A 25628-nucleotide genomic window follows, 5' to 3' on the forward strand; every position below is an offset into this window, starting at 1 on the left:
TCACCTCGTGACACGAGATGGGCGGGCGCCGGAAGTGGCGATGGCTTCCCGGTCGATTTTCCGCTTCAGAATCTTGCCTGTCGCACCTTTCACGAGCGCATCCACTTGTTGATAGATACGCGGCACCTTGTAGGCAGCAAGCCGCTCCTCGAGCCATGTTCGCAATTCCTCAGGTTCGAGTTCCTGCCCGGGGTGCAGTGCCACAACTGCGGCGAGTTCTTCGCCTAAGCGTTCGTCAGACACACCAATCACGGCTGCCTCAAGGACCGCGGGGTGAGCATATAGGACTTCCTCGATCTCTCGCGGGTACACATTGTAACCACCTCGGATCACGAGGTCCTTCTTACGGTCGACGATCCATAAGTCGCCGTCTTCGTCCATCCGACCAATGTCGCCCGTGAGAAACCAACCATTGTGGAAGACTTCCGCAGTCTTGTCTGGTTTCTTCCAGTACTCGCGCATCACCACCGGTCCGGCGACTGCGACTTCTCCACTTTCACCGGGTGGCAGCGGCTGCCCATGATCGTCGAGTATCGCGATGTCCACTCCGGGGACTGCTCGTCCGACGCTCATCTCTTTGCGAGGATTATCGGGAGAGCTGAACGTGGTCGCACCCGTGGTCTCGCTCAATCCGTACCCGTCGAGCACCTGGGCACCGAAACGTTCTTTGAAGGCCTCGGCGACCTTGAGCGGGAGCGCGGCACCGCCTGAGCTGGCCAGCCGAAGGGCAGACAAATCTTCACGGGTGACCTTCGTATCCGCATGTAGCATCGCGTTCCACATCGTCGGGACCCCTGCCACGGCCGTCAACGAGTGTCGGGCCGCCAGTTCCAGTAGGGCCGCGCCGTCAAACGGACGCAGCAGCGTCAAGCTGGCCCCTACCGAATAGACCGTGAACATCACTGCCGCCTGTCCGAAGACGTGGAACAAGGGTAGGGCGGTGCCCATTGCATCATCCGCGGTGACTTCCAGCGCGGTACTCAGGGCTTTGCCACAGGCCAGTAAGTTGCGATGGGTCAGCACGGCACCCTTCGGGCTACCAGTCGTGCCAGAGGTATACAGCAGCACTGCAGCGTCATCACTACTGACCTCCGCAAGTTCCAAGACCTCATCGGTGGAGCCCACGGCTTCCGGCCGAAGAATCCAGGCCTCCAAACCCGCCTGTTCGGCGGCCTCTGTCACTGCGGTCTGACTCTCGTGCCACCCGATTACATGGGTGCATTCAGCGTCTGCAAGGAAGTAGTTCAGTTCTCGGACGGTCGAAAGCGTGTTGACAGTTACCGCCGTGGCTCCAAGGGCCAGCAGGGCGTGGTAGGCAATGACGAACTCAGCACTTGTCGGCAAGACCACGAGTACGTGATCCCCTCGACCCACCCCGCGTTGGCGCAGCTGGGTCATGCAATCAGTGATGGCTGCGCGTAACTGTTCGAAGGTCCATTCGCGCTCGCCCTCGCGGAGCGCCAGCCGGCTGGGGCTCGAAACTGCGTGGCCCCACACAAGATGTGCTGCGTTAGTCATGAATTTTGCTCCTCGTGGTGGCACGTACCCCTGGAGAGTTCGTGAGGGTAGCGGTTCAGGCTGTAGTTACTGGTGGGCGCTCAAGCTAATATTCGGGCGGTCACCCATGGACCAAAGAGCCCGCGTAGCGCTGCATTCCACGAATCCACCGGTCCGGGTCAGCCACCTTACGTCGACGAAATTCTTGCACGCTCTCGTGGGGAAGGATCAGGAAAGTCTCATCGGCGAGCGCCTTCAATACCTCGTCGGCCACGACCAGCGGATCAAGCACTTCACCGGCACTTGTGACCGCCGAAGTAGTCTTTCGCGCTGTGCCATCATTTTGGTTGCCACCATTTAACATGTTGGTGTCTACTCCCATTGGACACAGGCAGCTGACGCCGATCCCCTGCGCCCCGTAGGTCACCGCAAGCCATTCCGAGAAGGCAACGGCCCCGTTCTTACTCACAGAATACGTTGCCGAGCCAATTTGAGTGAGCAGTCCTGCAGCCGAGGCCGTACTGACAAAGTAACCGCTCCCCCGCTCTAACCACGCAGGCACGAGCTTTCGCGCGGCCCGCACATGGGCCATCAGATTGACTTCGAGAGCCTGTTGCCACTGTGCATCGTCGGCGTCCAGTCCGCTGGCGTCACCTACTCCGGCGTTGGCGAAATATATATCAACCGGCCCCAGATGTCCCTCGGCGGCTTCGATCAGCCGCGTGATAGTTTCAGTAGCGGCTGCATCCCCGGCGACCGCTATAACCCTCTTGGGGTCGATTTCATTGGCTAAACGGTCTGCTGTTGCCTGTAGGCGCTGCGCATCAAGATCCGAGATCACCACTTTCGCCCCGGCCTCAAGGAGTCGCTGTGCAATGGCTGCCCCGATTCCCCCGGCAGCACCGGTTACGATAGCCACTTTATTTTTGACGTCCATAAGTTTTCTCCTGTCGGCTGCAGAATGGGTCGGCTGACCTGCCCCGTAGCGAATGCGCGCACTCATTTTCAAATAAGGCTGCGGTAGTGATGTCGATAAAGCGTTCGGCTGCGGGCTAGCGCAACCCGCTGCTGGGCCCTGGCCGGTAATGCTTCAGTGGTGATGTGCGATCAATCACACCATACTTGAATGTGTTTTCAGGTTCAAGAATAAAATCTCGTGAAATCTATGTTGCACAGAGCCCGTAAGTGAACGTAGAGCAAGCAGCTACGCGCCGCATGTCTCACCCAGTGCGATCAGACTTTCAGGAGCAGCTTGCCCGTATTGACTCCACTGAAGAGCCCCAGCAAAGCGTCCGGGAACGTGGTCACCCCACCGTCCAGTATGGTCTCGGTGGCAACGATTCGATCCTGGGCAATAAGCTGAGAGATTTCGGCCACCGCCTCGTCATAACGATCTTTGTAATCCGTCACGAGAAACCCTTGCATCGTGGCACGAAAGACCAAAAGCGCCATATATCGCCGCGGTCCTTCTGGGAGCTTCTCTTCGTTGTATGCCGAAATGGCTCCACACAGCGCGATCCGAGCACCGAAGGCGAGGTTCGCGAGTGCAGCGTCGAGCATCTCACCGCCGACATTGTCGAAGTAGAAATCGACTCCGTCGGGTGCCGCGCGTCGGACCTGGCGGATGAGATCCCCCTCCTTGCGATCAATCACCTCGTCAAGCCCGACCTCTTGTAGCCACGCCACCTTCTCGGGGCCGCCTGCCACGCCGATAACACGACACCCCTTGGCTTTGGCAAGCTGGGCAACGATGCTACCCACCGCCCCAGCTGCAGCCGAGACCAACACCGTCTGCCCCGGCTGGACGCGCCCGACCTCCTCGAGCCCGAAATACGCGGTCATCCCGGGCATACCGAGTGCACCGAGCCAGGTGGCCATTGGCGCCACGTCGAGATCCAGCTTTGTGACATCGTGGCCGTCGGAGACCGCATACTCACGCACTCCGAAAGTGCCGCTGACGACGTCACCGACCGCATAGTGGTCATGCTGTGAGGCCACAATGGTACCGGCGCCATATGCTCGCATGACTTCGCCAATCCCGACAGGTGGTGCATAGGAGCGGACATCATTGAGCCAGCCCCGCATCGCAGGATCCAACGAGATGAGCTCGAGGTTGACCACGAACTCGCCGGGGCCGGGCTCACCGACTTCTACGTCGGCAATTTCCCACGTTTCTGAATCCGGATAACCCAAAGGACGTTGTGCCAGACGGACTTCCTGCGAGGACCAACTCATGAAATCTCCCAAAATCGATAGGGGCGGTTATAGACCCGAATGGGTCAGAGAATAGGATCAGCCTAACCTTAACTTGAATTCGACCTCAAGTGATGCTTGAACCTGCATTCATGTTAGGCTGCAGGGTGGTATCAATCACAATTCTCTCGCAAAGGATCGCCATGGACTTGAGTTCCTTGTTTTCACTTGAAGGTCGCGTAGCCCTTGTCACCGGAGGCTCCCGAGGTATTGGCCGGATGATAGCTGAGGGACTACTCAGCCAGGGAGCACGGGTGTACATTTCTGCCCGAAAGGCGGAGGCAGCCGAAGCCACAGCCACGGAGCTCTCCGAACTCGGACACTGCGTCGCGTTGCCCGCCGACGTCTCCACCCTCGACGGGATCGAAGAACTTCTCTCAGCATTCCGAGAGTATGAGGACCGGCTAGACATACTCGTCAACAACGCCGGGGCGGCTTGGGCTGAACCATTCGACGAGTTCCCCGAGTCTGGCTGGGATAAGGTCATGAACCTTAACGTCAAGGCCCCCTTCTTCCTCACCCAACAAGCCAAAGACCTCCTGCTGACCGCCCGCGAGCGCAACGGACACCTCGCCAAAGTCATCAACATCGGTTCAATCGACGGACTATCGCTCAACCCACTAGAGACATACTCTTATCATGCAAGCAAGGCCGGCATAACCCATCTGACCAAACGGATGGCAGCCGAGCTGGCACCCCAAGGGATTGTCGTCAGCGCGATCGCCCCCGGGGCCTTTGCATCGAACATGAATAAGGCAGCCAGAGACGAGGCCACCGAGGTCGCCGCCCGAATCCCATCGGGCCGTATCGGCAGCCCTGAGGATATGGCTGCAGCTGCGGTCTATCTGGCTTCCAGCGCGGGCGACTACGTGGTCGGTAGCACATTAACCGTGGACGGCGGGGCGAACATCACCCGCTGATCCGATCTGAAATTTACCAACACATAGGGGCCCGGAGTCGACAACTCCGGGCCCTTACGTGTTTGATATTGGCTCGCTAATCAGCTCGGGCGTAGCTCCGGTTCGGTCAGACCGAGGGCATTCGTCCACAGACGTGTTGCGGTCTCGACAAGCACCTCAATGTCGTGCTCGAGGTCGAAAAGAAAAGCATCAGTTGCCAAACGCGAGACCATGCCGGAGAGCGCCATTGCCGCTACTTCAGCATCCACCTGACGATCTGCCAAACCGCGCTCTTGCAGGCTTGCGATCGCACGCGCATTGCGGCTGACGAAGGCGTCCGAACGGGCCTTACGCAACGCCCGGAACCGCGGATCAACCCAAGAGACCTGCTGGAGCAACTGGTTCAGTCGTGCATTACGGCTATAGGCCTCGAAATATGCTCGGTTGCTGGCATCGATGATGGCCACCGGGTCATCGGTTCGCTCAATCATCCCCGTACCGGGGTGGAGCATATCGTTTTGTGCTTCGTGGAGGACAGCCGCAAAGATCACGTCTTTACTGTCAAACCAGGTGTAAAAACTGCCGATCGAGCACTTCGCCTCTTCGGCAATATCCACGAGCCTTGAGTCCAGATAACCATCCCGTTCGAAAATGGTTCGGGCCGCTGCGATGAGAGCATCCCTGGTGCGTTTACCCCGGGCGGTTTGCGGCTGGGGTCCTAGCTTCAAGGGGTCGACGAGGTCCGGAACCACATCGCCTGCAGAGTTCTCATCAGACATAACGGTCATTCTACTATTCCTGTTCTCCTACTCGGCCTCAAGCGTGAAGCGAGCGCCGGGGCAATTGATTATTTCTTCTTGCCCCAGTCTGGGCAGCGACGGCGGTACTCACGACGGGCGATGGTCATCTTGTGGACCTCGTCCGGCCCGTCGGCGAGCCGAAGAGTCCGCATGTGTGCATACCACATGGCCAGGGGGAAGTCATCGCTCACACCTCCGCCACCGTGTACCTGAATTGCCCTGTCCAGCACGCGCAGGGCGACATTGGGCGCCGCTACTTTAATCGCTGCGATCTCAGTACGGGCCTGCTTGTTCCCGACCGTGTCCATGAGATAGGCGGTTTTGAGGGTCAGTAACCGGACCATTTCTATATCGATACGTGCTTCGGCCACCCAGTCTTGAATGTTGGCACGGTTTGCGATCGGCTCCCCGAAAGCAACTCTCGATTGTGCGCGATCGATCATCATATCCAAAGCCCGCTCGGCGACACCGATGGCTCGCATACAGTGATGGATTCGCCCGGGCCCTAACCGGGCCTGGCTGATCATGAAGCCATCGCCTTCTCCTGCGAGTAGCGCTTCACGGGGCACGCGGACGTTGTCAAAAACGATTTCTGCGTGGCCCTCGCGGTCCTGATAGCCAAAGACCGGCAGTCCGCGGATGACTTTAATCCCGGGGGTGTCCATTGGCACGACCATCATTGACTGTTGACGGTGAGTCGAAGCGTCTGGGTCGGTTTTACCCATGACGATCAGCACCTTGCAGTTCTTATGTAAAGCGTTAGAGGTCCACCACTTGCGCCCGTTGATGACGTACTCATCGCCGTCAAGAACCATTGAGGTTTCGATGTTCGTCGCGTCCGCACTAGCGACCTGGGGCTCGGTCATCGCAAAACCTGAAGCGATCTCACCGTTGAGCAGCGGTCGCAGCCACTTTTCCTTGTGCTCTTCGGTACCGAACAGGCTCAGGACCTCCATGTTGCCGGTATCTGGCGCATTACAATTGATGGCCTCGGGTGCGATTTCAAGACTCCGACCGGTGATCTCGGCCAAGTGCGCGTACTCAAGATTGGTGAGGCCTGGACCCCATTCGGGATCCGGGTGGAAGAGATTCCACAGCCCCCGCTCACGCGCCTCGGTCTTGAGGTCCTCAAGGATCTGAGGCTGATGATTTGGATCGCCGGACGCGTCCATCTGTTCCCGGTAGACCGGTTCCGCAGGGTAGATGTGCTCGTCCATAAAGCTGAGCAGCTTGTCACGGTATTCTTGACCGCGTTCACTTAGTTCTAACATGGTGTCCGTTCCTGGTGAGTTAGTCAGATTTCATCTGGGGGTAGTGGGGCCGACGGGGAGCGCGAGAAGCTCCTCCAGACGCGCTATTGTCTCCGGCGCGGTCCGGTGGAGGACCCCTCGGATGCCGAGTCTGGCTGCACCGTCGAGGTTGTTTTGCAGATCATCTACTAAGATGCACTCTTCGGGAGCGACACCAAGTTGTTCGCAGGCGATGCGATAGATCCGTCGTGATGGTTTGCGGACTCCGACCTTGCCGGATATCACGCTCACGTCGAAGAGTTCGTCCAGGTCGATTCGGGCATAACAATCGCGTCCGAGTGAGTTGGAAACGAGTGCTACTGGCACCCCGCGACGGCGCACCTCCATCACTGCCTCGATCATCGTTTCTTCCAAGTCCAGATACCCGTCAAAGCGGGCCAATAGACCCTGAGGCTCAACCCTGCCACCAGCCTCGGTCAGAGCCGCTGCGAAGGCCTTTTCGAATTCCTCTTCCTCCTGGCGTCCGACCTCGTGTTCAATCAGCGCTGTCCGCGCTTCTTCATTGGTGCTGAGCACATTCAACGCTGTCTCGGGCGCTAAGCCCAGATCTACACTGAGCGCTCGGAAAGCGTCCAGAACGGAACTGGTGAGCACCCCGCCGAAATCGATGAGCAACGCGGAGGGCGGACTCGCCCCGCCCGATTGTGTGTCGAACGCTGACGAATCCATAGCTGCAACCCTTCGTCGATACCGAATATCCTACGAGGAGACTACTTGAACCCTAATTCATATTCAAGTGTAAGTTGAGCGGAGACAGTGCGCCGGTTCAGAGCGAGGCGTATCCAGGCATACTGGCAAAAGACCTGCACCATTCTGGTGTCAGCCCTTGCGGCGGGGACCGAGATGCTACTTGTAACGCTCCAGAAGATATGCTTCCTTCATTTGTCACCTCTAAGAGTCCTGAAAGTACATCGGTGTGAAGGCGTTGGCATCGACCGTTGGTTATGGAGATGCACCGTCTGTACCCGTTCGCGGAAGCTGCACAGAATTAGATAGCGGAAGCATTTCGGGCTCCTGCAATAAGGGGGCTTCAGGTTCGAATTGATAGAACCTGAAGCCCCCTATCTTCGAGCGGGTAGGAGAACTGTCCTTATTTCGGCCTGTTCTGCAGACCTACCTCGGTGTAGATTGCTTCGGTAAGTTCCGTGAAGTCTACTTCGCCGGGTTCCCACCACTCGTCGAGTTCTTCAAAGTCACCGGCGTCTTCATAACCGAGCTCCTGAACCCGGCTCTCCCATTCCTCACCCAACTCTGGGATCGAGTCAAGCAGTTCCTCGGACACCAAGCCGGTTTCGCGAACCGAAGCTAGCAACTCTTCATTCGCTTCCCCGATAGCTTGATCCACCTCGTCATCGAACGGTACGACCGCGCCACCAGCACCTTTGGCCTGTATGACAGCTTGTTGAATACCATCTATCGAAGAGTTCAATGCGTTGGCATTGCCTTCGACCCATCGCGCATCATAAATGATCTGCTGATAAGCCAGCGGCAATTCATTAAAACTTGGGCCAGCTAATTCGGCTGCAACTGTCCGCGAGGACATGGAGTTCTCGTCTGACGTATAAATAATGTAGGGCGCGACTTCTGGCACGCCACCTTCGGATGAAGAGTGCAGCTGCGCCATTGAACAGTCGACGGTGCCTCGCTGTAAGGCCTCGAATGTTTCCACCCATTCCAGGGAGACCGGTGTGGCTCCGATATTTTCGACCACCGCGTGATGAGCGGTACTGGCAACTCGGGTCTGGTTCCCTGCCCAGTCAGAAGCGGATGTGTCCTCCGAATTGCATAGACCGTAATAGCCTCCAGCAGACATAAGCGGGGCGATGGGGGTGACACCTTGGGCTTCGAACTCGGCGCGTAGTCCGTCGCTTTGCTCACCGAGTTCAGCTGCCATTGCAGCATGTACGGCTTCACCCACAACAGGAGAAATCGGTAGCCCGGACATAGAGGTTGCTAGTGCATCATAGGTAGGGAAATCACTGGGTTCGTATACCGGCAGATGGGTCGCAATATCGATGCGGCCATCGTTTAACGCGTCGATCACTTCTCCATACCCAGCGATCGCTTGTCCATACGCTATGTCTAGAGTGATCTGACCGTTTGAACGTTCCTCGACCGCTTCTGCAAAAGCGTGCGTGCTCTGCGCAAGGACAGAGTTCGGAGAGCCAGCGGAAGGCTGATAAGTCAACGTCACCGGTTCTAAATCGGCAATCAGTTCGTCGACTTCTTCTTGCGGAGCTCCAAATTCAAACCCCTGCTCGCCATCAGACTGCTCCTCGGCGCCAGCCCCAGAGCAACCGCTTAGGACTAACCCCAAGCTTGCCGCCAGAGCTATTGGGACTGCATTACGAAATTTTCGCATATTTCCTCTTTCATTCCAGGATGGCCGATGCATCGCTGGAATTTTCTGAATCAAAAAGTGATGAGTTGGATATAGCCAACGGGCCGTCAATAAAAAAGAACGCGCGGGTGTCGAATATTTTTCGTCACCCGCGCGCTCTCAGTGTGTGTTACTCCAAGGTGTAGGAGTTAGTGTTGCGAAATTTCGTGGCGGCCGACCACCATGTGATGAACCTCGTCCGGGCCATCGGCGAAACGCAGATGACGCACATCCGCGTACAGTTCTGGCAGTGGCGTGAACTGCGACATACCGTACGCGCCGTGGATCTGGATCGCCTGGTCAATGATCTGACAGGTTTTCTCTGGAATTGCCGCCTTGGCCATCGAAACCCAGACTCGGGCTTCTTTGTTACCTAGTACATCCATGGCCTTGGCTGCCTTGAGTACTAGCAGGCGCATCGATTCGATCTCGATGCGAGCGCGCGAGATTTTCTCAAGGTTGCCACCCAGCTTCGAGAGTGTCTGACCGAACGCAGTACGTGAGTTACCGCGCTTGACCATGTAGTCCAAAGCAACTTCGGCCTTACCGATGGTGCGCATGCAGTGGTGAATGCGTCCAGGGCCCAATCGCAGCTGTGAGATCTCGAAGCCTCGACCTTCGCCCAGCAGCATGTTGGATTCCGGTACCCGCACGTTGTTGAAGCGCATGTGCATGTGGCCTCTTGGTGCATGGTCCTCACCGAAAACCTGCATCGGGCCGACAATCTCGACACCTGGGGTGTCCATTGGCACCAGGATCTGCGAGTGGTTGCGGTTACGATCGTCCCCGTCGTTGGTCTTGACCATCATGATGAGAATTTTGCATCGTGGATCGCCGGCACCGGAGATGTAGTGTTTTTCTCCGTTGATGACCCATTCGCCGTTTTCTAGCACTGCCGTGGTCGAGACATTTTTAGCGTCAGAAGTCGCCACGTTCGGTTCAGTCATAACGTAGGCAGAGCGGATCTCACCATCGAGCAGCGGCTGTAGCCACTGCTCCTTCTGTTCTGGTGTACCAACGCGTTCAAGGACTTCCATGTTCCCGGTGTCCGGCGCGGAGCAGTTCATCGTCTCCGACGCCAACGGGCTTTTGCCGAGTTCAATGGCGATGTAGGCATAGTCGAGGTTCGAAAGACCTTCACCGGTTTCGGAGTCCGGTAAGAAGAAGTTCCACAGGCCTTCTTCTTTTGCCTTATCTTTGGCTTTTTGAAGAACCTCAAGCTGCCCGGGAGCGAAGCTCCAGCGGTCGGTGTGTCCCTCGCCGAGTTTCTGAAACTCTTCGTACATCGGGTCGACAGTTTCTTTGATGAACCGCTTCACGTGATTCAACAGCGGTACGGCTTTATCCGACATCCGCAAGTCATTTAGTGTGTCTTGCGGAGTGAGGTCACCCATCCCGTCCTGATTGTCGCCCACAAGTTTGTCTTCAGTTGTAGTCTGCAATTGCGTTATTCTCCTTAGCTCGGGCCGAGCCTCTGCTGCGGCGATGGTGGCGTATGTCGCGACCATCCGGTGTTTCTTTCCGTCCGTGAAAAACTCACAGACGATGTGGCACAAAAGTTTTCAAAATACGTTGTTGTGCTAGTCGAGGGTGATGTCAATGAGGGGCGCCAGTTGGCGTCGCTGCGCTGCAGCGTGGCCAAGGATCAGCTCATCTGCTTTGGCACGCTTCAGGTAGAGATGCAGTGGAAATTCCCACGTCATACCGTTGCCACCGTGCATCTGTAGCGCTTCTTCGGCGGCATTGACGGCCACGGTCGACGCGTACGATCCGGCCACCAAGGAGCAGAGTTCTGCTTCTTCAATGGTTTCTTCGCCCGCCTGCCATGCCGAGGCAACCCGGGCAGCGTAGGTCACGGCTGCACCGGCCTGCGACACCGCCAGCCAGAGATCGGCCATCCGGTGTTTGATCGCCTGATAGGAACCGATGGTTCGACCGAACTGGCGACGTTCCTTGATGTAGTCCAGCGCCAGGTCGAACGACCGTTGCGCCACCCCGTACTGCTCGGCCGCCAGGATCGTCCGTCCGATAACGGTCGCTGCCCGCACGGCATCGGCTGCTTGAGCGCCGCGCCCAAGGACACGAGCTGGTGCATCAGCAAAGGTCACATCGGCTAAGCGACGGCTTTGGTCGAGGGTCAGGAACGCTTCGGCCTTCGCATCAGCGGCAGCGACCGAGGCAACGATAGTGTCATCGCCACTACCGGAGACGACGATCAGTTCATCGGCACCGGCTGCTTCGATCACGCCTGGGACCGTTCCGTTGACCACGGCATCTTCCCCAGACTCGACCACGGTGACGCCCGAATCTAGTGTGGCAGAGGTCGCCGGGCAGGCAACCGCAGCGAACGCTTCGCCAGCTGCTAACCGCTCGACGAGTTCAGTGGCACCCAGCCTAACTGCCAGGGTGGTGGCAACGACAGCGGAGGAAAAGAACCGAACCGGCGCAACGGCGCGGCCAATTTCCTCCGAGACGACTGCGGCCTCGGAGATCGTGGCGCCAGCTCCATCAAGCTCCTCAGGAACTAACAGAGCTGCCAGCCCGAGTTCCTCAGCCCACGCAGCGTCGAGTGCAGAAGTGTCGGTATCGGGGTCGTCGTAAAGACTTGCGACAAAAGCGCTGTCGCTTTTCGACTCAAGAAGACTGCGAATGCTGTCTCGCAGGTCCTCTTCGATTTCGCTTGGGAGCAGGTCAATATCTGTCATTTAGGGAGATCCTTGAAAGCCACGTCCTTGTCGACCCGGTGTTCACCTGGAAGACCAAGAACTCGTTCTGCAATAATGTTTCGAATAATTTCGCTCGTGCCGCCCTCGATTGAGTTGCCCTTGGCTCGTAGGTAGCGGTACCCGGGGATGCGCCCGGTCATGGAGTGTTCGACGGGACGACGCATTTCATACGTGTCGTAGCGCAGGCCATCAACACCACTGAGCGCGATTTCCAAACCGGACAAGAGTTGGTTGTTGGTCGCGAAGGCGAGTTTCGCGCCCGATCCTTCGGGTCCCGGCTGACCGGCCGCGAGTTTCTGGCTGAGTCGCTCGCTCATCATGCGAGACGCCTCTACTTCTACCCAGAGGCGGACGAGTTCGTCATGCAGCAGCGGGTCGCGATATTCGGGATTGTCCCGCCAGGTTTTGGCGACCTGGGCGATCATGCCGCCTTCACGCGGATTGCCACCCCCGATAGCCACGCGTTCGTTGTTGAGAGTGGTGTTAGAAATTTTCCAGCCCTGGCCCGGTTCACCGAGCATGTAGCCTGCGGGGATCTGGACGTCAGTCAAAAAGACTTCGTTGAATTCCGCTTCACCAGTGATCTGACGCAGCCCTCGAACCTCGACCCCTGGGGCATGCATGTCAAGCAGGAAGTAGCTGAGCCCCTGGTGCTTCGGGACCTCGGTGTCAGTGCGTGCTACCAGGATCGCCATGTCGGCGTTATGGGCCGAGGAGGTCCATACTTTCTGGCCATTGATGAGGTATCCGTCTTCATTGCGCACCGCACGAGTCGCGACAGCCGCGAGGTCAGAGCCCGCACCGGGTTCAGAAAACAGCTGGCAGAAGATGGTTTCTAAGGTGTAGATCTTGCGGAGTACAGCACGCTGTTCTTCGTTGCCGTAGGCCACGATCGTCGGGGCGGCCATTCCGAAACCAATGGTGTTGCTACCCCGCGGCGGCGGCTGCAGACCAGCTTTGGTCATTTGGTCAGCTGCGAATTCGCGCAGACTTGTTGAGACACCTAGTCCACCGTCACCAACGGGGAAGTTTACCCAGGCGAGGCCGTGGTCAAACTGGACCCCGTACTTTTCCTGATCGGACATCTCAGCTGTCGTCGCGGCGGCTGCCGCATTGACAGCGTCGACCACCGCTTGTTGTTCAGTGGTGAGCTCTTGCTCAATATCGGTGGTACTCAATTTTTTGGTCCTCCTGCTACGTAGATAACTTGACCGGATACGAACCCTGCTTCTTCACTTGCCAGGAAGGAAGCCGTGTGGGCAACGTCTTCGGGGCGTCCGGTTCGCTGCACAGGGATGCTCTGGGCGGCAGCCGCTGTGAATTCTTCAAAAGATGTGCCGAGCCGTTCGGCGGTGGCACGTGTCATGTCAGTTTCGATAAAACCCGGTGCGATGGCATTGGCCGTGATGCCGAATTTGCCGAGCTCAAAAGCGTAAGTCTTTGTGATGCCTTGGATCCCGGCTTTGGCGGCCGCGTAGTTGGCTTGGCCGCGATTGCCCAATGCCGAAGTCGACGACATGGAGATGATCCGACCGAAGTTCTCTTCCACCATGTACTTCTGACAGGCCTTGGTGATTAGAAAATTCCCGGTCAGGTGAACGCTGAGGACGGCCTGGAACTCGTGCACGGGCATCTTGAATAGCAAGTTATCTTTCAAGATCCCGGCATTATTGACCAAGACTGTGGGAGGTCCAAGTTGCTCGGCCACTTGGGTCACGGCTTGCTCGGAAGCATTCTCATCGGTGATATCGGCGGCGACCGTGATGGCTTCACCGCCCGCACGCTGAATGCGCTCAACGACCTCTTGAGCCTCGTTCTCATTGAGATCGATAATGCCGACTTTCATACCATCGGCGGCAAACCGTTCACTGACTGCAGCGCCGATTCCGCGCGCCCCGCCAGTAACGATCGCAGTGCGATTTGTCATAAAGGTGTCTCTCCTACTGAGTGAGTGATCGGTCTGGCACCGATGCCACAATACCCTCAAACGTGTCGTATGTCACTAGCTGCAGCTCAGCGCGTCACGCAAGGCGCAGAAACTAGCTCTTGTTGTAACGCAGGACACGATTCTGCCACCTACGGGGCGCGCACACTTTATTTTTTGTTGAATATAGGGTGTGATGCTGAGAGGGAAATCACACCACAGAACCTGAGCAACTCTTTCTTGGAGACGTCTGTTTCCTCAGGTCATCGCCTAGAAAACCACGACGAGAGCGTACATTTATGACGAAACACAGAACGACTGGAACGGTCAAAACCCTCAGTATGATCGCAGCTGCCGGACTGCTCCTAACAGCATGCGCCGGTGAGGCAGGCAATGCTGCAAACGATGCGGAAGAGACAGGCTTCGAATACGGCGCACCGCAAGAAGAAGTCAATGAGGTGATTGCTGACTTGGAGCCCGTCGAGTTGACCTACCAAGCTTCGGCAGCTTCACCAAACTCTCTCATGGCAGCAGCCGCGGAGTCTTATCGCGACTACATCGAGGAACGCTCGAACGGCCAGATCACCCTCGACGTTATCTGGGGTCAGGCTATCGCCGATTACCCAGAGGTTGACGATGCCTTGGCCGATGGTCGCCTTGATCTGGCCTACGCGCTTCCGATTTATAACCCCAATGACTACCCATCCTTTGATGCCGTAGCGACCGCACTGGCAGGACTCCCCGTCAGCCCGGTCGCGGGTGAAGCCATCTATAACGCGGTCTCGATGGACATCGGTTGGCAGAACGAGTCGTTACTTGCAGAATATGAGGCGCAAGGCGTTACTCCCCTAACACCTATCGTCAGCTCTGGCGGCTACTACTCAGTCTGCGCCGATGAAGGCGTTTCTGCTGAAGACTGGAACGGCCGTCAGATCCGGGTGGCAAGCACCTCCCATCACGGTGTAGCCGAAGCGATCGGAGCTTCACCAGTGTCTATGGAGTACGTCGAAGTATACGAAGCATTGCAGCGCGGCACGGTCGATTGCAGTTTCGCCCAGCTGATTCCTTCAGCCGAAGCGGGACTTCTCGAAGTCGCTCCCCACGTGGGCTACAGCTCCGATGACCACAGCATGTCTTCGCGCGCTGTAGGCGCCGAGCTGGCTGGCGCAAGCTTCAATGATCTTCCTCTGGCGTATCGGCAGATCATTTTCGATGCTTCCCAGGCTAGATTTGCCGCCGGCGTTCCGCTTGTCGCAAGTGGGAATGCTGAAGCAGTACGCCAGGTCAAAGAGGCCAACGGCACGATCGAACAGTTCGACAGTGAGACCGAAGAAACCATCGGCGAAACGAATCAACAGCAGCTCGAGGCGGTCATTGAAAGCGGCATCCTCGGCGAGGACATCGGCGAACGCGTACAAGAGGCCGCTGACAAGTGGACCTCCGCCGCGGAGGAAATCGGCATTGAAGATCAAGGTTCCCTCGAAGACCTCGACGAATGGTGGAACGCCGACGACTACGACTTTGAAGCGCTTGGTCAACGCGTTTTTGAAGACAGTGCACTTGCCCACCGTCCAGAATAAAACCTCTTCGATACCCTGAAGCTCCCTACTCGCCCTCTGGCCGACCCCTCAGAAGAGGTGTCGGCCAGATCCGGCTGTGTGAGGGTAGCCCAAGAAATTTAACTCACCCCAGCGATTGCAGACTTTATCTTTCCGCCTTTATAGTATGTGATACTGAGAGGTAGATCACACTCATCACCCGGCGTCACCTTCCTTGGGAATTTTTCTGTTATCCCCCTGCCGGGTTCGAAACTCCAACACCGAGAGAATACATTTATGACAAATCAGAGGACACTCAGAACGGCCAAAATCGTCGGTATCATGGCCACCGCCGGACTGTTCCTATCAGCGTGCGGCGGAGGCGGGAACAACGCTGAAGCTGATTCCGAATCAGCGGGCTTCGAATTTGGAGCGCCACAAGAGGAAGTCAATGAAATAATCGCCGACCTGGAACCGGTGACCTTGAACTACCAGGCGGCCGCCGCATCACCAAACTCCATCATGGCCCCGTTTGCCGAGAACTACGCAGATTACATTGAAGAACGCTCGAACGGACAAATTGAAATCGAGATCATCTGGGGACAGGCAATCGCCGGTTATGACGAGGTTGATGACGCATTAGCGGACGGCCGCCTCGATCTGGCCTACGCGCTACCCATCTACAACCCGAGCGACTACCCTTCCTTCGATGCTGCAGCAACCGCCCTGGGCGGTCTACCAATCTCCCCTGTAGCAGGCGAGGCAATCTACAACGCCGTATCAACCGACATCGGCTGGCAGTCTGAATCACTACTCGAGGAGTATGCAGCGCAGGGCGTCACACCACTGACCCCCATCATTGCCTCGGGCGGTTATTACTCCGTTTGCGCTGATGAAGGTGTGTCTGCTGATGACTGGAATGGCCGTCAGATCAGAGTGGCGAGCACTGCTCATCACGGAGTCGCTGATGCTCTTGGGGCATCCCCTGTCTCCATGGAATATGTCGAAGTGTATGAGGCTCTGCAACGCGGTACTGTCGACTGCAGCTTCGCTCAGCTCATTCCTTCAGCTGAAGCAGGGCTCTTCGAAGTCGCGCCTAATATTGGCTACAGCTCTGACGATTACAGCATGTCTTCACGTGCGGTTGGCGCAGAACTGGCTGGCTCGAGCTTCGATGACCTCCCCTTGGCCTACCAGCAGATTATCTTTGATGCCTCTCAAGCCTCATACACGGGCGTAGTTGAACTCACCGCAAACGGTAATGCCGAGTCCGTGCGCCAATCGAAAGAAGCCGACGGCAATATCGAACAGTTCGACGAAGAGACTGAAGAAATCATCGGCGAAACTCACCAGCAGCAACTTGCTGAAGTCATCGAAAACGGACAACTAGGTGATGATATCGCCGAGCGAGTCCAAGCCTCCGCCGAGAAATGGAGCTCCGTCGCCGAGGAGACCGGCATCGTCGATCAAGGGGACTTCGAAGACCTCGATGAATGGTGGAACGCAGACGACTACGACTTTGACGCTATGGCCCAGCGTGTCTACGAAGACACCGCGCTCGCCCACCGCCCGGAGTAATTGGCCAAACTGATTCATTCACATTAGAACATCGGAGAACTATGTTTACGACCCCCGGAGAGATTTACGAGCACTCCTTCCGCGTTCACAGTAACCTCACCGCGTTGCGCGAGGACACCCGGGAATTTACCTACAAGGAGATATGGACCTGGTCAGATGCAACCATCGACCAGCTTCGCGACCTCGGCATCGGAAATGATGACGTGGTTGGTATCTTCGCAGGCAACCGCGCCGAATGGGCAGTAGTGGATTCCGCAATTGCTCGCATGGGCGCGGTACGCACCCCCGCCAATTACATGTCAGCTATCGATACCGTCGTGTACCAACTCAACTATGCCGGTGCCAAGGTTGTCGTCACCGATTTCGACCTTGGCACCGCTCTCCTCGAGCAGCTCGGCGAGAATCACGGCATAACCATCATTCAGTTGTCCGACCCTCAAGGGCGACGGATCCCGGGCTCGATCGCGCACGTTGACCCGCCGGGCCCGGAAGTTGACGGCCGCGACACGGTTCATCATCGAGACCCGAACTCTCGTTCCAGCATCAACTTCACCGGTGGGACCACCGGGAAACCGAAGGCCGTCTCACACTCGGCCCGGTCTGCTGCCGCAGCGTTGTATATCCAGATGATCGAGGCAGAGATCGGCGTCGGAGAACGGATGCTTGTGATGTCTCCGCTGGCTCATGCCGGTGGGGCACTCATGCAGGCTGGCATCGCACGTGGTGCCAATATTCGGATTCTCGACTCCTTCGACGCACATCGCACAGTTGAGTTGCTGATGCATGATGACATCACCTGGACGTTCATGGTGCCGACGATGATTTATCGGGTGCTCGATGTCATTGACGAATTGCCCGAAATCCCGAAGCTTGCACTACGTACCGTTCTCTATGGCGCCGCTCCTATGTCACCGACCCGCCTGGAACACGGGCTGAAAGTCTTTGGCCAGGTCTTCATTCAGCTCTTCGGCCAGACCGAAGCGCCACAGTTCTGCACCCGACTGTCGAAGCTCGACCATGACCTAGACCGCCCGGAGTTGCTGACGTCGTGCGGGAACCCTTCGCTATTCACCGAGGTCAGAGTCACTGATGACCACGGCAATACGCTGCCACCTGGTGAACTCGGAGAAATCAGTGTGCTCACGCCCTTCGCGCTCACCGAGTACATTGGCAACCCTGAGGCTACCGCCGAGAAGTTCTGGGGCGATTGGGTGCGAACAGGTGACATGGGCACCATGGACGAGCAAGGCTACGTCTACCTGAAAGACCGCCGCAATGACATGATCATTTCGGGCGGGTTCAACGTCTATTCCCGTGAGGTAGAGGACGTACTGTCCAAGCACCCGCAGGTTTCGCAGGCGGCTGTTATCGGTATCCCACACGATGACTGGGGCGAAGCGGTTCACGCTGTTGTTGTGCTTCGAGAACCTGAGGCCGGGACATCGTCTGAGACATTAACAGAAGACGAGTTGATCGATTTCTGCCGGAACAAGCTGGCCGGATACGCTCGCCCGAAAACCGTTGAGTTCGTCCCTGAGCTACCCGTGACGCCATTCGGCAAGATCGATAAGAAAGTCTTACGTGCCACACACTGGGAAGGCATGGCCCGGGCTATCGGGTAACGACTGCCGTTCTCGCACGCTTAAGCTCTGGTCGGTCCCGCTTGCTGAGGTCGACCAGAGCTCTTTCTTAGTCCTGGTGAAACTGCGCCAAGCAGTTGATTCGCCCGGAGAATTTACTCGTCTGCAGCGATGTTCCACGGACATGTTCAACCCCTTAGCGCATAATGCAGTATTCTCGCCAGAATATATCTTGACCTGTGGCACTAATCACAGATAAGCTAGCGATCGATCGGTCGCCTATATATCCCGGTGACTCTCTCATTCTTCATTTGTATAACCCTCCCCTGAAAGGCCGTACCCATGCCATTTAAAAATAGGGCTCCTCGAACACGGAGATCGCTTGCTACTGTCTCTTTCGGCGCGGTCGCAGCACTATTGCTATCAAGCTGCGGCGGCTCTGCGGGTGGTGGTGCAAGCGCAGAAGCGGGAGATGGTTTCGAATACGGGGCATCACAGGAAGAGGTTAGCGAAGCTATAGCCGACCTCGAGCCAGTGACGCTGACGTATCAACCCGGCGCTGCGTCTCCAAATACGCCAAATGCCGCTAATGCACACGCTTTCGTCGAAGCTATCGAAGAGCGCTCCGAGGGCAAAATCAACTTCGAGGTCGCTTGGGGCCAGTCGATTGCCGATCACGGTGAGATAGAGGCTGCCCTTGCTGATGGTCGTATCGACATCGCTTTCGTCGCTACGATCTATCAGCCGGATGAGTATCCGGTGGCTGACTCCTTCAGCAAACTGACGCACTATTCTGCACCCAGCCCACTGGTCGGTGAAGTTGTCTCGGCGGCCATGATGAGCGACCTAGGGTGGAATAGTGATGAGTTGCTAGCAGAATACTCGGATAAGGGCCTCGTGCCGCTCTCTCCAATGATGAGCTCCGGCGACTACTACACGGCCTGTGGCCAGCCTGGAACGAGTCTTGAAGATTGGGACGGTCGACAAATGCGCATCGCCGGAAGCGCACACAGTGCCATTGCAGAGGGCATCGGCGCCACAGGCGTATCGATGGCATATAACGAGCTCTTCGAAGCCATCCAGCGAGGTACTGTCGACTGTACTTTCACTCAACCGCAAGTCGCCGGAGGGGTAGGCATTATGGAAGCCGCACCTTATCTCGGGATATTTTCTGATCGACGCATGACGGGATCGGCAACATCCGGAAATATCGCCGGCTCTGGCTTCCAATCCCTACCACTGGCATATCAGCAAATCATATTCGATGCGCAAATCGACCACTTCCATGGCAACTTGGTTGCCACAATGGATGCCGCCCTTCAGATGGTTCACGATCTGAACGATGCCGGCGGGGAAGTCTCAACTTTTGAACCCGACGCGGAAGCACGCATCCAAGAAATTCAAGAGGAGCTCGTCGACGAGATGATTGCTGAAGGTCGCCTCGATCAGGGCATCCGTGATCGAATGCAAGAGCTTGAAGAAAAATGGACTGGCATTGTCGAAGAACTCGGGTATGAGGACGGCGGCAGCCTGGCAGAACTCGACGAGTGGTATGAAGAAGGCAGTGTCGACTTCCGCCCGGTAAGCCAGGCACTGTTCGAAGACGCTGCACTCCCCCACCGCCCACAGTAACGCTCTGGGCAGCGGCCGGTTCGTCACGATTCTCCTAGGAACCTGACGAACCGGCCACTTCTGTTCCCAAGTCGGCCGGAACAATATCTTGCCTTTCTGAGCTACAACGCCTACGCATAATCCGAGGAACGACGAAGGAACTTCAGTGACCATTGAATTCAAACTGGCCCGCACCCAACTCCCGACCGCTGACATCTATCGCCACGCCTACGAACTGCCGGACCATCCGGCTCTGGTGGGAGAAACCACCGTTACGTACGGCGAACTCCTCCAACGAGTGCAGCAAACAGCTACTCGCTTAGCCGACGTCGGCATCACCCGCGGCGATCGCGTGGCGATTGTGGCCGGCAACTGCGTCGAATTTCCCATCCTCACCTACGCGGTCAATTACCTGGGTGCCATCATCGTGCCCGTGAACTTTCGGCTCTCCGTAGGTGAAATCGCATATATCCTCGGCAACTGTGAGCCGACCATTGTGGTTACCGATGCAGAGCGCTCTGAGGTCACGAGAGCAGCCGCTGGATCGACCCCCGTCCTGGATCTGGCCGAGACCACATCACCGGGCCATGACCCCCAGGTCCCAGAGCCGGTGATCTGCGATCTACACGATGACCGAGCCATTATGTATACCTCCGGTACCACAGGCCGCCCCAAAGGCGCAGTCCTTTCGTACATGAACTTCCTGTCTGCGACCACGAACTCGTCTATATCATGGGGCTACGTGCCCGGTGAGGACTCGGTTCTCATCCCGTCCCCGATGTTCCATATCTCGGCTTTCAGCGTCTTCACAACCAGTATCGCCAACGCGGTGACCGCGATTATCCCGCCATCAACAGGATTCGATGCCGCAGAAATGTTGGATCTGATGGAAGCACACCGTGTCACTCACACGTTCGGGGTTCCCACCCAATGGCAGATGATCGTGGACGAACAACGCCGCAAATCTCGAAAATTGAATCTGCGGTTCTACAACTGGGGTGCCGCACCGGCCACCGAAGAGTTACTCACGGCATTACGCGACACCTTCCCTGACGCCATCTCACAAGCGGCGTTCGGCCAGACAGAAACCACCGCTAGCGGTGTTTCTCTCGGACACGAAGACTCGCTGCGCAAACTTGGATCCGTCGGCAAGGCCAATCGCAATTTCGCGATACGAATCGTGGATGCCGAAATGAACGATGTTCCCGTCAATGAGGTCGGTGAGATCGTCTACCGAGGGCCGGGCGTAATGAGTCGGTTTTGGAACAACGAGGAGGCAACGGCCGAAGCCTTCGCTGGCGGTTGGTTCCACTCTGGTGACTTAGTCCGCAAGGATGAGGACGGCTTCCTCTACGTGGTCGATCGAGTCAAGGACATGATCGTATCCGGTGGAGAAAATATCTACTGCGCCGAACTAGAAAACGTCATCGCATGGCACCCGAAAATCGCCGAAGTATCCGTTGTGGGAAGAGCTGATCACAAATGGGGAGAAATCCCGGTGGCAATTGTCGTGCCGCACGATCACAACGAACCGCCCACGCTGGAAGAGATCCGCGACTTCTGTGAGGGAGACCTCGCCCGCTATAAGCTGCCGAAAGATCTCATCATTCAACCGGCCCTTCCCCGAAACGGCATCGGCAAGATTCAGAAGACAACATTGCGCCAGCTCGTCAGCGATCGCGACGTTGATTCCCCACAATTATCATCCTCGACACCTCGAACATAAGGTATCGCGAAGACCACGTCTGAGAGACGAAGCGTCCCCGGCTGGTGAGTGATCTCACCGACCGGGGACGCTTTCAATCTCGGGTTCTTAGGACCAGAAGTCGGTCCCTTCTCCAACCGCCTGCGGCGGCCATTCAGGAGTGGATGCGGGGGTGCGAGAGAAGCGTGGCGCAGGTGCGGGTTGAGGCACGCCGCCAAGTTCTGTAAAGGTATGCCGCGAGCGCATGTGCCCGTCCTGGAGAGCTTCTTCGTAGGTCAGGACTGGAGTGACGCATGCATCGGTACCGGCAAATACTGAAGTCCAGTGTGCCATGTCCTCGGTCAAGAATCGCTCGGCGAAGATTTCTTTCAACCGGGGCCAATTGGCTTTGTCAGCGCGGTCGGGTGCGATGTCTTTGACGTTGAGACCCTCTAGTAGCAGTTCATAGAATTGCGGTTCGATGGAACCAACTGCCATATAACGGCCATCGCGGGTTTCATAGACGCCGTACCACGGGGCGCTGCCGTCAAGCGGGTTCGAGAATGGTGTGTCAGTCCAGCTCCCCATTCCACGCATCGACCAGATCTGCAGCCCGAGCATGGCTGCTCCGTCAACCATGGCCGAGTCAATGACCTGACCCCGACCTGAGGTGGAGCGCTCGTGAAGTGCTGACAGGACCCCCAGCAGTAGGAACATGGTCCCTCCGCCGTAGTCGCCCACAAGGTTGAGCGGGACAGCAGGACGTTGGGAGGGGTCAGTAATGGCTGACAGGTGGCCGGTCAGCGAGATGTAGTTGATATCGTGTCCAGCGTCGGCGCAACGTTGACCATACTGGCCCCAGCCGGTCATCCGTCCAATGATCAGGCGCGGGTTATTTTCCAGCAACACCTCTGGATCCAACCCCAGCCGTTCGATGGTTCCGGGGCGGAAGCCTTCGAGTAATACGTCGGCGGTTTTCAGCGATTCGATGAGGCGTGCTCGATCAGCTTCGTCTTTCAGATCAAGCTGAACAACGCGGCGACCTCGTCGGACGATATCGGTTATTTGATTCGGCTCTTTTGCGCCCGGTCGCTCGACCAACACAACGTCGGCACCGAGGTCTGACAGCATTGCTCCCGCAAGGGGCACCGGTCCGATAGCGCCGAGCTCAACGACCTTGAGTCCCGTTAACGGGCCCCGGCCTGCGGAGTAGGCTTCTGGTTGATTAGACAAATTGTCTCCTAAGAATCTCTCAATACTTCCCGTTAAGTTCTAATGCGGTTAAATTCTTTTGGCCGGGAGCGGTAGTGGGTGTCGACAACGCTCGCCAGTGTGGTTATCGGATGGAGCCGGCTCTTCCGACAGAACGCCGGAAGAGCCTGGCCGGTCTGAACCTAGTTCATCAATTCGAGAATGCTGGCGTTGGCCTGGCCGCCGGCTTCACACATGGTCTGCAGACCATACTGCGTGCCGGTACGTTTCATGTAGTGAATCATGTCGGTCATGATGCGCGCACCTGAGCCGCCCAATGGGTGCCCCAGAGCGATGGCCCCGCCGTTGGGGTTCAGCCGGGCTGGGTCAGCGCCGATTTCACATAGCCATGCCGCAGGCACGGACGCGAAGGCTTCATTGACCTCGAAGACGCCGATCTGATCAACTGATAGCCCTGACTTCTGCAAAGCTTTCTGTGTAGCCGGGATCGGTGCGGTGAGCATAGTGATGGGATCAGCGCCACCCAGAGCCGCAGTGTGGAGCCGCGCAATCGGTTCGAGGCCCAATTCTTCGGCTTTTTCCGCGGACATCACGAGTATTGCGGATGCTCCGTCTGAGATCTGGGATGAGTTGCCGGCGGTGATGACGCCATCATCGCGGAAGACCGTCTTGAGCTTGCCTAAAGTCTCTAATGTGCCTCCGGGCCGGATTCCTTCGTCTTCTTTAAAGAGGAACTCGTTGCCTTCTTTATCGAGCCCAGTGATCGGCAGGATCTGATCAGCGAAGTCTCCCCGTTCAGTCGCAGCCTTCGCTCGAGCGTGCGAGTCCAGAGCCATCTGATCTAGCTGCTCGCGGGTGAAACCCCACTGCTCGGCGATCATCTCGGCGCCTTCGCCTTGGCTAAAACTGTCCTGACCATACCGGGCTTCGATGTCTGGGCCATAAGGCTTACCGGGGCCGTTGTTCCGGTTGGTACCCATGGGGACGCGAGTCATGCTCTCAACACCGCCTGCTACCACGATGTCAGCATGACCTGCGACGACCGATGAGATGGCAAAGGTTAGAGCCTGCTGGGACGAGCCGCAGGCTCGGTCTACCGTGGTGCCAGGAGTTGTTTCAGGCCATCCGGCGCCTAGGGCAGCCCAACGAGCCACATTGCCGGCTTGCTCCCCTACCTGGACGACACAGCCGAAAATGACATCATCGACAAGCGCAGGATCTAACGAGTTCCGCTCGGCCAGCCCTTTCAGAACATGACTGCCCAATTGCACGGGGTGAATGTCCCGCAATGCGCCACCACGTTTGCCAACGGGTGTCCGCACCGCATCTACGATCACTGCTTCAACCAAAGGAACTCCTCAAAATTTTAGTATGTTGATTCGACTGCTAGTAATACATTATATATTGTGTGATTGAGTTCACCATATACTACCAGCTCTAACGAGATCTCATGAAGGTAAAACCGCATCCCCAATTTCCAGGCTGAAGAAGAAACGCGACAAGGTCGAACCCCGAATCCAGCGCTCTTGGACGTGTCTTTTAAACGCATTGCAACTGATCGTTGACCGGACCCGAATTCAAATGTAATCTAAGTCACGCAGCTCATGGCTTCTGCACATGGATGCGCAGTTATATGGAGGAGAGAGCTATTCGAGGACTTTCACGGGACCAGAGGATCACAGAGCCCTTTTGAGTACTCACATCTTCATATGACAGACCGCAGCTGCCTTGCAATACCGCTGAGTGGGCATGCAGCACAACGCCGGGCCACTCAGCATCAACATCACCCCGCAAAGCCCAAAACGCAGGCTGATTTACCGGCTGCGGTGCACCAGACGGAAGGCTACGTATGTACCCACTCGAAAAACAGGCAGTACCGGCGCCTCAGGTGAGGCGCTAACTACTTTTCGAGTGACGTATGTTGTGGGATTACTCAGATAACCGAATGCACATGTAAGTCGCGGTTTTGCGACCGACTCAGACACCTCAAAGAGAGCCTGCTATGTTAACAAAAATCAACGATCGTCTCAATAGGACGCTCTCGGTCATTACCGCCGTGGTATTGATCGTAATGATGCTCCACGTCGTGGCACACGCAGTACTCCGCTTTCTCTTTAGTTCACCGATCTACGGCACTAATGAGATGGTGCAATACTGGTACCTTCCCTTGGTAGCCCTTCTGGGCATCCCTGCGGCCCAACTGCAAAAGCAACACATCACCGTGACACTGGCCACCGGACAGATGAATTTCTGGAACGCCGCCATTTACAAAATGTTCGCAGCGTTACTCGGATTCGGTGTCAGCCTCCTCTGGGCCTGGTTTGGTTTCGAAGAAGCTCTACATCGGATGTCAATTGGCGCGACCGCGGGCGTAACGGACGTCACCATATGGCCCGTGTATTTTCTCGTCCCATTGACCTTCTTACTACTTGCGGCACTTTACATCGTTGAAATGGTAGCGGTTCGGCGCGCTGACGATCCTGAAGAACCACTGGTCAGCGAAACCGCCGACGATATAGAAACAGCCAGCAAGTGATATCACTCAACCTATTAGGTCCCATCAGGAGAACTCTATGACCGTCGAAACTGGGAAACCCCCCGTTAGTACCACCCCGGCCATTTTGCCGGCTGACACA

Annotated in this window: 20 protein-coding genes; 7 read left to right on the forward strand and 13 right to left on the reverse strand. The window is 56.9% G+C overall.

Annotation, left to right across the window (positions count from 1 at the left end; translation table 11 throughout):
* The 3 genes from J2S62_RS12925 to J2S62_RS12935 form a co-directional block, all read right to left on the reverse strand.
* On the reverse strand, positions 1–1518 hold the full coding sequence (locus tag J2S62_RS12925; RefSeq protein WP_310175406.1) for a class I adenylate-forming enzyme family protein: 1518 nt from the start codon (positions 1516–1518) through the stop codon (positions 1–3).
* 100 nt (positions 1519–1618) lie between these two features.
* Positions 1619–2434, reverse strand: a complete 816-nt coding sequence (locus J2S62_RS12930; RefSeq protein ID WP_310175408.1) for an SDR family oxidoreductase — start codon at positions 2432–2434, stop codon at positions 1619–1621.
* A 296-nt stretch (positions 2435–2730) separates the two neighbouring features.
* The gene (locus J2S62_RS12935; protein WP_310175410.1) at positions 2731–3732 is read right to left on the reverse strand and encodes an NADP-dependent oxidoreductase; all 1002 of its coding nucleotides are present in this window, start codon (positions 3730–3732) and stop codon (positions 2731–2733) included.
* Positions 3733–3893: 161 nt separating this feature from the next.
* Here J2S62_RS12935 and J2S62_RS12940 point away from each other — a divergent pair, with 161 nt between their 5' ends.
* A complete protein-coding gene (locus J2S62_RS12940; protein ID WP_310175412.1) occupies positions 3894–4670 on the forward strand; it encodes an SDR family oxidoreductase in 777 nt (258 codons plus the stop codon).
* A gap of 80 nt (positions 4671–4750) precedes the next feature.
* Here J2S62_RS12940 and J2S62_RS12945 read toward each other — a convergent pair whose 3' ends face one another.
* The 8 genes from J2S62_RS12945 to J2S62_RS12980 form a co-directional block, all read right to left on the reverse strand.
* Positions 4751–5428 (reverse strand): TetR/AcrR family transcriptional regulator, encoded by a 678-nt coding sequence (locus J2S62_RS12945; RefSeq protein WP_310175414.1) that lies wholly within the window; start codon positions 5426–5428, stop codon positions 4751–4753.
* A 68-nt stretch (positions 5429–5496) separates the two neighbouring features.
* Positions 5497–6720 carry an acyl-CoA dehydrogenase family protein gene (locus tag J2S62_RS12950; protein ID WP_310175416.1) on the reverse strand — a complete coding sequence of 408 codons (1224 nt, stop codon included), beginning with the start codon at positions 6718–6720 and terminating at the stop codon, positions 5497–5499.
* Between the two features lie 30 nt (positions 6721–6750).
* Positions 6751–7428 carry an HAD family hydrolase gene (locus J2S62_RS12955; RefSeq protein ID WP_310175419.1) on the reverse strand — a complete coding sequence of 226 codons (678 nt, stop codon included), beginning with the start codon at positions 7426–7428 and terminating at the stop codon, positions 6751–6753.
* 421 nt (positions 7429–7849) lie between these two features.
* Positions 7850–9121 (reverse strand): type 2 periplasmic-binding domain-containing protein, encoded by a 1272-nt coding sequence (locus J2S62_RS12960; protein WP_310175420.1) that lies wholly within the window; start codon positions 9119–9121, stop codon positions 7850–7852.
* A 167-nt stretch (positions 9122–9288) separates the two neighbouring features.
* Positions 9289–10581 (reverse strand): acyl-CoA dehydrogenase family protein, encoded by a 1293-nt coding sequence (locus tag J2S62_RS12965; protein ID WP_310175422.1) that lies wholly within the window; start codon positions 10579–10581, stop codon positions 9289–9291.
* Positions 10582–10719: 138 nt separating this feature from the next.
* Positions 10720–11844 carry an acyl-CoA dehydrogenase family protein gene (locus tag J2S62_RS12970; RefSeq protein WP_310175425.1) on the reverse strand — a complete coding sequence of 375 codons (1125 nt, stop codon included), beginning with the start codon at positions 11842–11844 and terminating at the stop codon, positions 10720–10722.
* Entirely contained in the window at positions 11841–13043 is a 1203-nt protein-coding gene (locus J2S62_RS12975) for an acyl-CoA dehydrogenase family protein (RefSeq protein ID WP_310175426.1), read from the reverse strand. Before J2S62_RS12975 ends, J2S62_RS12970 begins: the two co-directional genes overlap by 4 nt.
* A complete protein-coding gene (locus J2S62_RS12980; RefSeq protein WP_310175428.1) occupies positions 13040–13792 on the reverse strand; it encodes an SDR family oxidoreductase in 753 nt (250 codons plus the stop codon). Before J2S62_RS12980 ends, J2S62_RS12975 begins: the two co-directional genes overlap by 4 nt.
* A gap of 296 nt (positions 13793–14088) precedes the next feature.
* On the opposite strand from J2S62_RS12980, the gene J2S62_RS12985 reads away from it, so the two are divergent.
* The 5 genes from J2S62_RS12985 (at position 14089) to J2S62_RS13005 (ending at position 21822) form a co-directional block, all read left to right on the forward strand.
* On the forward strand, positions 14089–15369 hold the full coding sequence (locus tag J2S62_RS12985; protein ID WP_310175430.1) for a type 2 periplasmic-binding domain-containing protein: 1281 nt from the start codon (positions 14089–14091) through the stop codon (positions 15367–15369).
* Positions 15370–15624: 255 nt separating this feature from the next.
* On the forward strand, positions 15625–16905 hold the full coding sequence (locus J2S62_RS12990; protein ID WP_310175432.1) for a type 2 periplasmic-binding domain-containing protein: 1281 nt from the start codon (positions 15625–15627) through the stop codon (positions 16903–16905).
* Positions 16906–16946: 41 nt separating this feature from the next.
* Complete coding sequence (locus J2S62_RS12995) at positions 16947–18527, forward strand: AMP-binding protein (protein WP_310175435.1); 1581 nt, start codon at positions 16947–16949, stop codon at positions 18525–18527.
* A 492-nt stretch (positions 18528–19019) separates the two neighbouring features.
* Positions 19020–20117, forward strand: a complete 1098-nt coding sequence (locus tag J2S62_RS13000) for a type 2 periplasmic-binding domain-containing protein (protein ID WP_310175437.1) — start codon at positions 19020–19022, stop codon at positions 20115–20117.
* Positions 20118–20262: 145 nt separating this feature from the next.
* On the forward strand, positions 20263–21822 hold the full coding sequence (locus tag J2S62_RS13005; protein ID WP_310175439.1) for an AMP-binding protein: 1560 nt from the start codon (positions 20263–20265) through the stop codon (positions 21820–21822).
* Positions 21823–21909: 87 nt separating this feature from the next.
* Here the strand turns inward: J2S62_RS13005 and J2S62_RS13010 are convergent, their stop codons facing one another.
* Positions 21910–23013 (reverse strand): CaiB/BaiF CoA transferase family protein, encoded by a 1104-nt coding sequence (locus tag J2S62_RS13010; protein ID WP_310175441.1) that lies wholly within the window; start codon positions 23011–23013, stop codon positions 21910–21912.
* Positions 23014–23174: 161 nt separating this feature from the next.
* A complete protein-coding gene (locus J2S62_RS13015) occupies positions 23175–24341 on the reverse strand; it encodes a thiolase family protein (protein ID WP_310175444.1) in 1167 nt (388 codons plus the stop codon).
* Positions 24342–24994: 653 nt separating this feature from the next.
* On the opposite strand from J2S62_RS13015, the gene J2S62_RS13020 reads away from it, so the two are divergent.
* A complete protein-coding gene (locus J2S62_RS13020; protein WP_310175447.1) occupies positions 24995–25528 on the forward strand; it encodes a TRAP transporter small permease in 534 nt (177 codons plus the stop codon).
* The last annotated feature ends 100 nt before the right edge of the window (positions 25529–25628 follow it).

It is taken from the genome of Enteractinococcus fodinae (assembly GCF_031458395.1).
GTDB lineage: Bacteria > Actinomycetota > Actinomycetes > Actinomycetales > Micrococcaceae > Yaniella > Yaniella fodinae.

Bases quoted from the DNA above. Each gene is read 5' to 3' on its own strand.
- J2S62_RS12925 (WP_310175406.1), bottom strand. From the start codon at position 1,518: ATGACTAACGCAGCACATCTTGTGTGGGGCCACGCAGTTTCGAGCCCC.
- J2S62_RS12930 (WP_310175408.1), bottom strand. From the start codon at position 2,434: ATGGACGTCAAAAATAAAGTGGCTATCGTAACCGGTGCTGCCGGGGGA.
- J2S62_RS12935 (WP_310175410.1), bottom strand. From the start codon at position 3,732: ATGAGTTGGTCCTCGCAGGAAGTCCGTCTGGCACAACGTCCTTTGGGT.
- J2S62_RS12940 (WP_310175412.1), top strand. From the start codon at position 3,894: ATGGACTTGAGTTCCTTGTTTTCACTTGAAGGTCGCGTAGCCCTTGTC.
- J2S62_RS12945 (WP_310175414.1), bottom strand. From the start codon at position 5,428: ATGTCTGATGAGAACTCTGCAGGCGATGTGGTTCCGGACCTCGTCGAC.
- J2S62_RS12950 (WP_310175416.1), bottom strand. From the start codon at position 6,720: ATGTTAGAACTAAGTGAACGCGGTCAAGAATACCGTGACAAGCTGCTC.
- J2S62_RS12955 (WP_310175419.1), bottom strand. From the start codon at position 7,428: ATGGATTCGTCAGCGTTCGACACACAATCGGGCGGGGCGAGTCCGCCC.
- J2S62_RS12960 (WP_310175420.1), bottom strand. From the start codon at position 9,121: ATGCGAAAATTTCGTAATGCAGTCCCAATAGCTCTGGCGGCAAGCTTG.
- J2S62_RS12970 (WP_310175425.1), bottom strand. From the start codon at position 11,844: ATGACAGATATTGACCTGCTCCCAAGCGAAATCGAAGAGGACCTGCGA.
- J2S62_RS12980 (WP_310175428.1), bottom strand. From the start codon at position 13,792: ATGACAAATCGCACTGCGATCGTTACTGGCGGGGCGCGCGGAATCGGC.
- J2S62_RS12985 (WP_310175430.1), top strand. From the start codon at position 14,089: ATGACGAAACACAGAACGACTGGAACGGTCAAAACCCTCAGTATGATC.
- J2S62_RS12990 (WP_310175432.1), top strand. From the start codon at position 15,625: ATGACAAATCAGAGGACACTCAGAACGGCCAAAATCGTCGGTATCATG.
- J2S62_RS12995 (WP_310175435.1), top strand. From the start codon at position 16,947: ATGTTTACGACCCCCGGAGAGATTTACGAGCACTCCTTCCGCGTTCAC.
- J2S62_RS13020 (WP_310175447.1), top strand. From the start codon at position 24,995: ATGTTAACAAAAATCAACGATCGTCTCAATAGGACGCTCTCGGTCATT.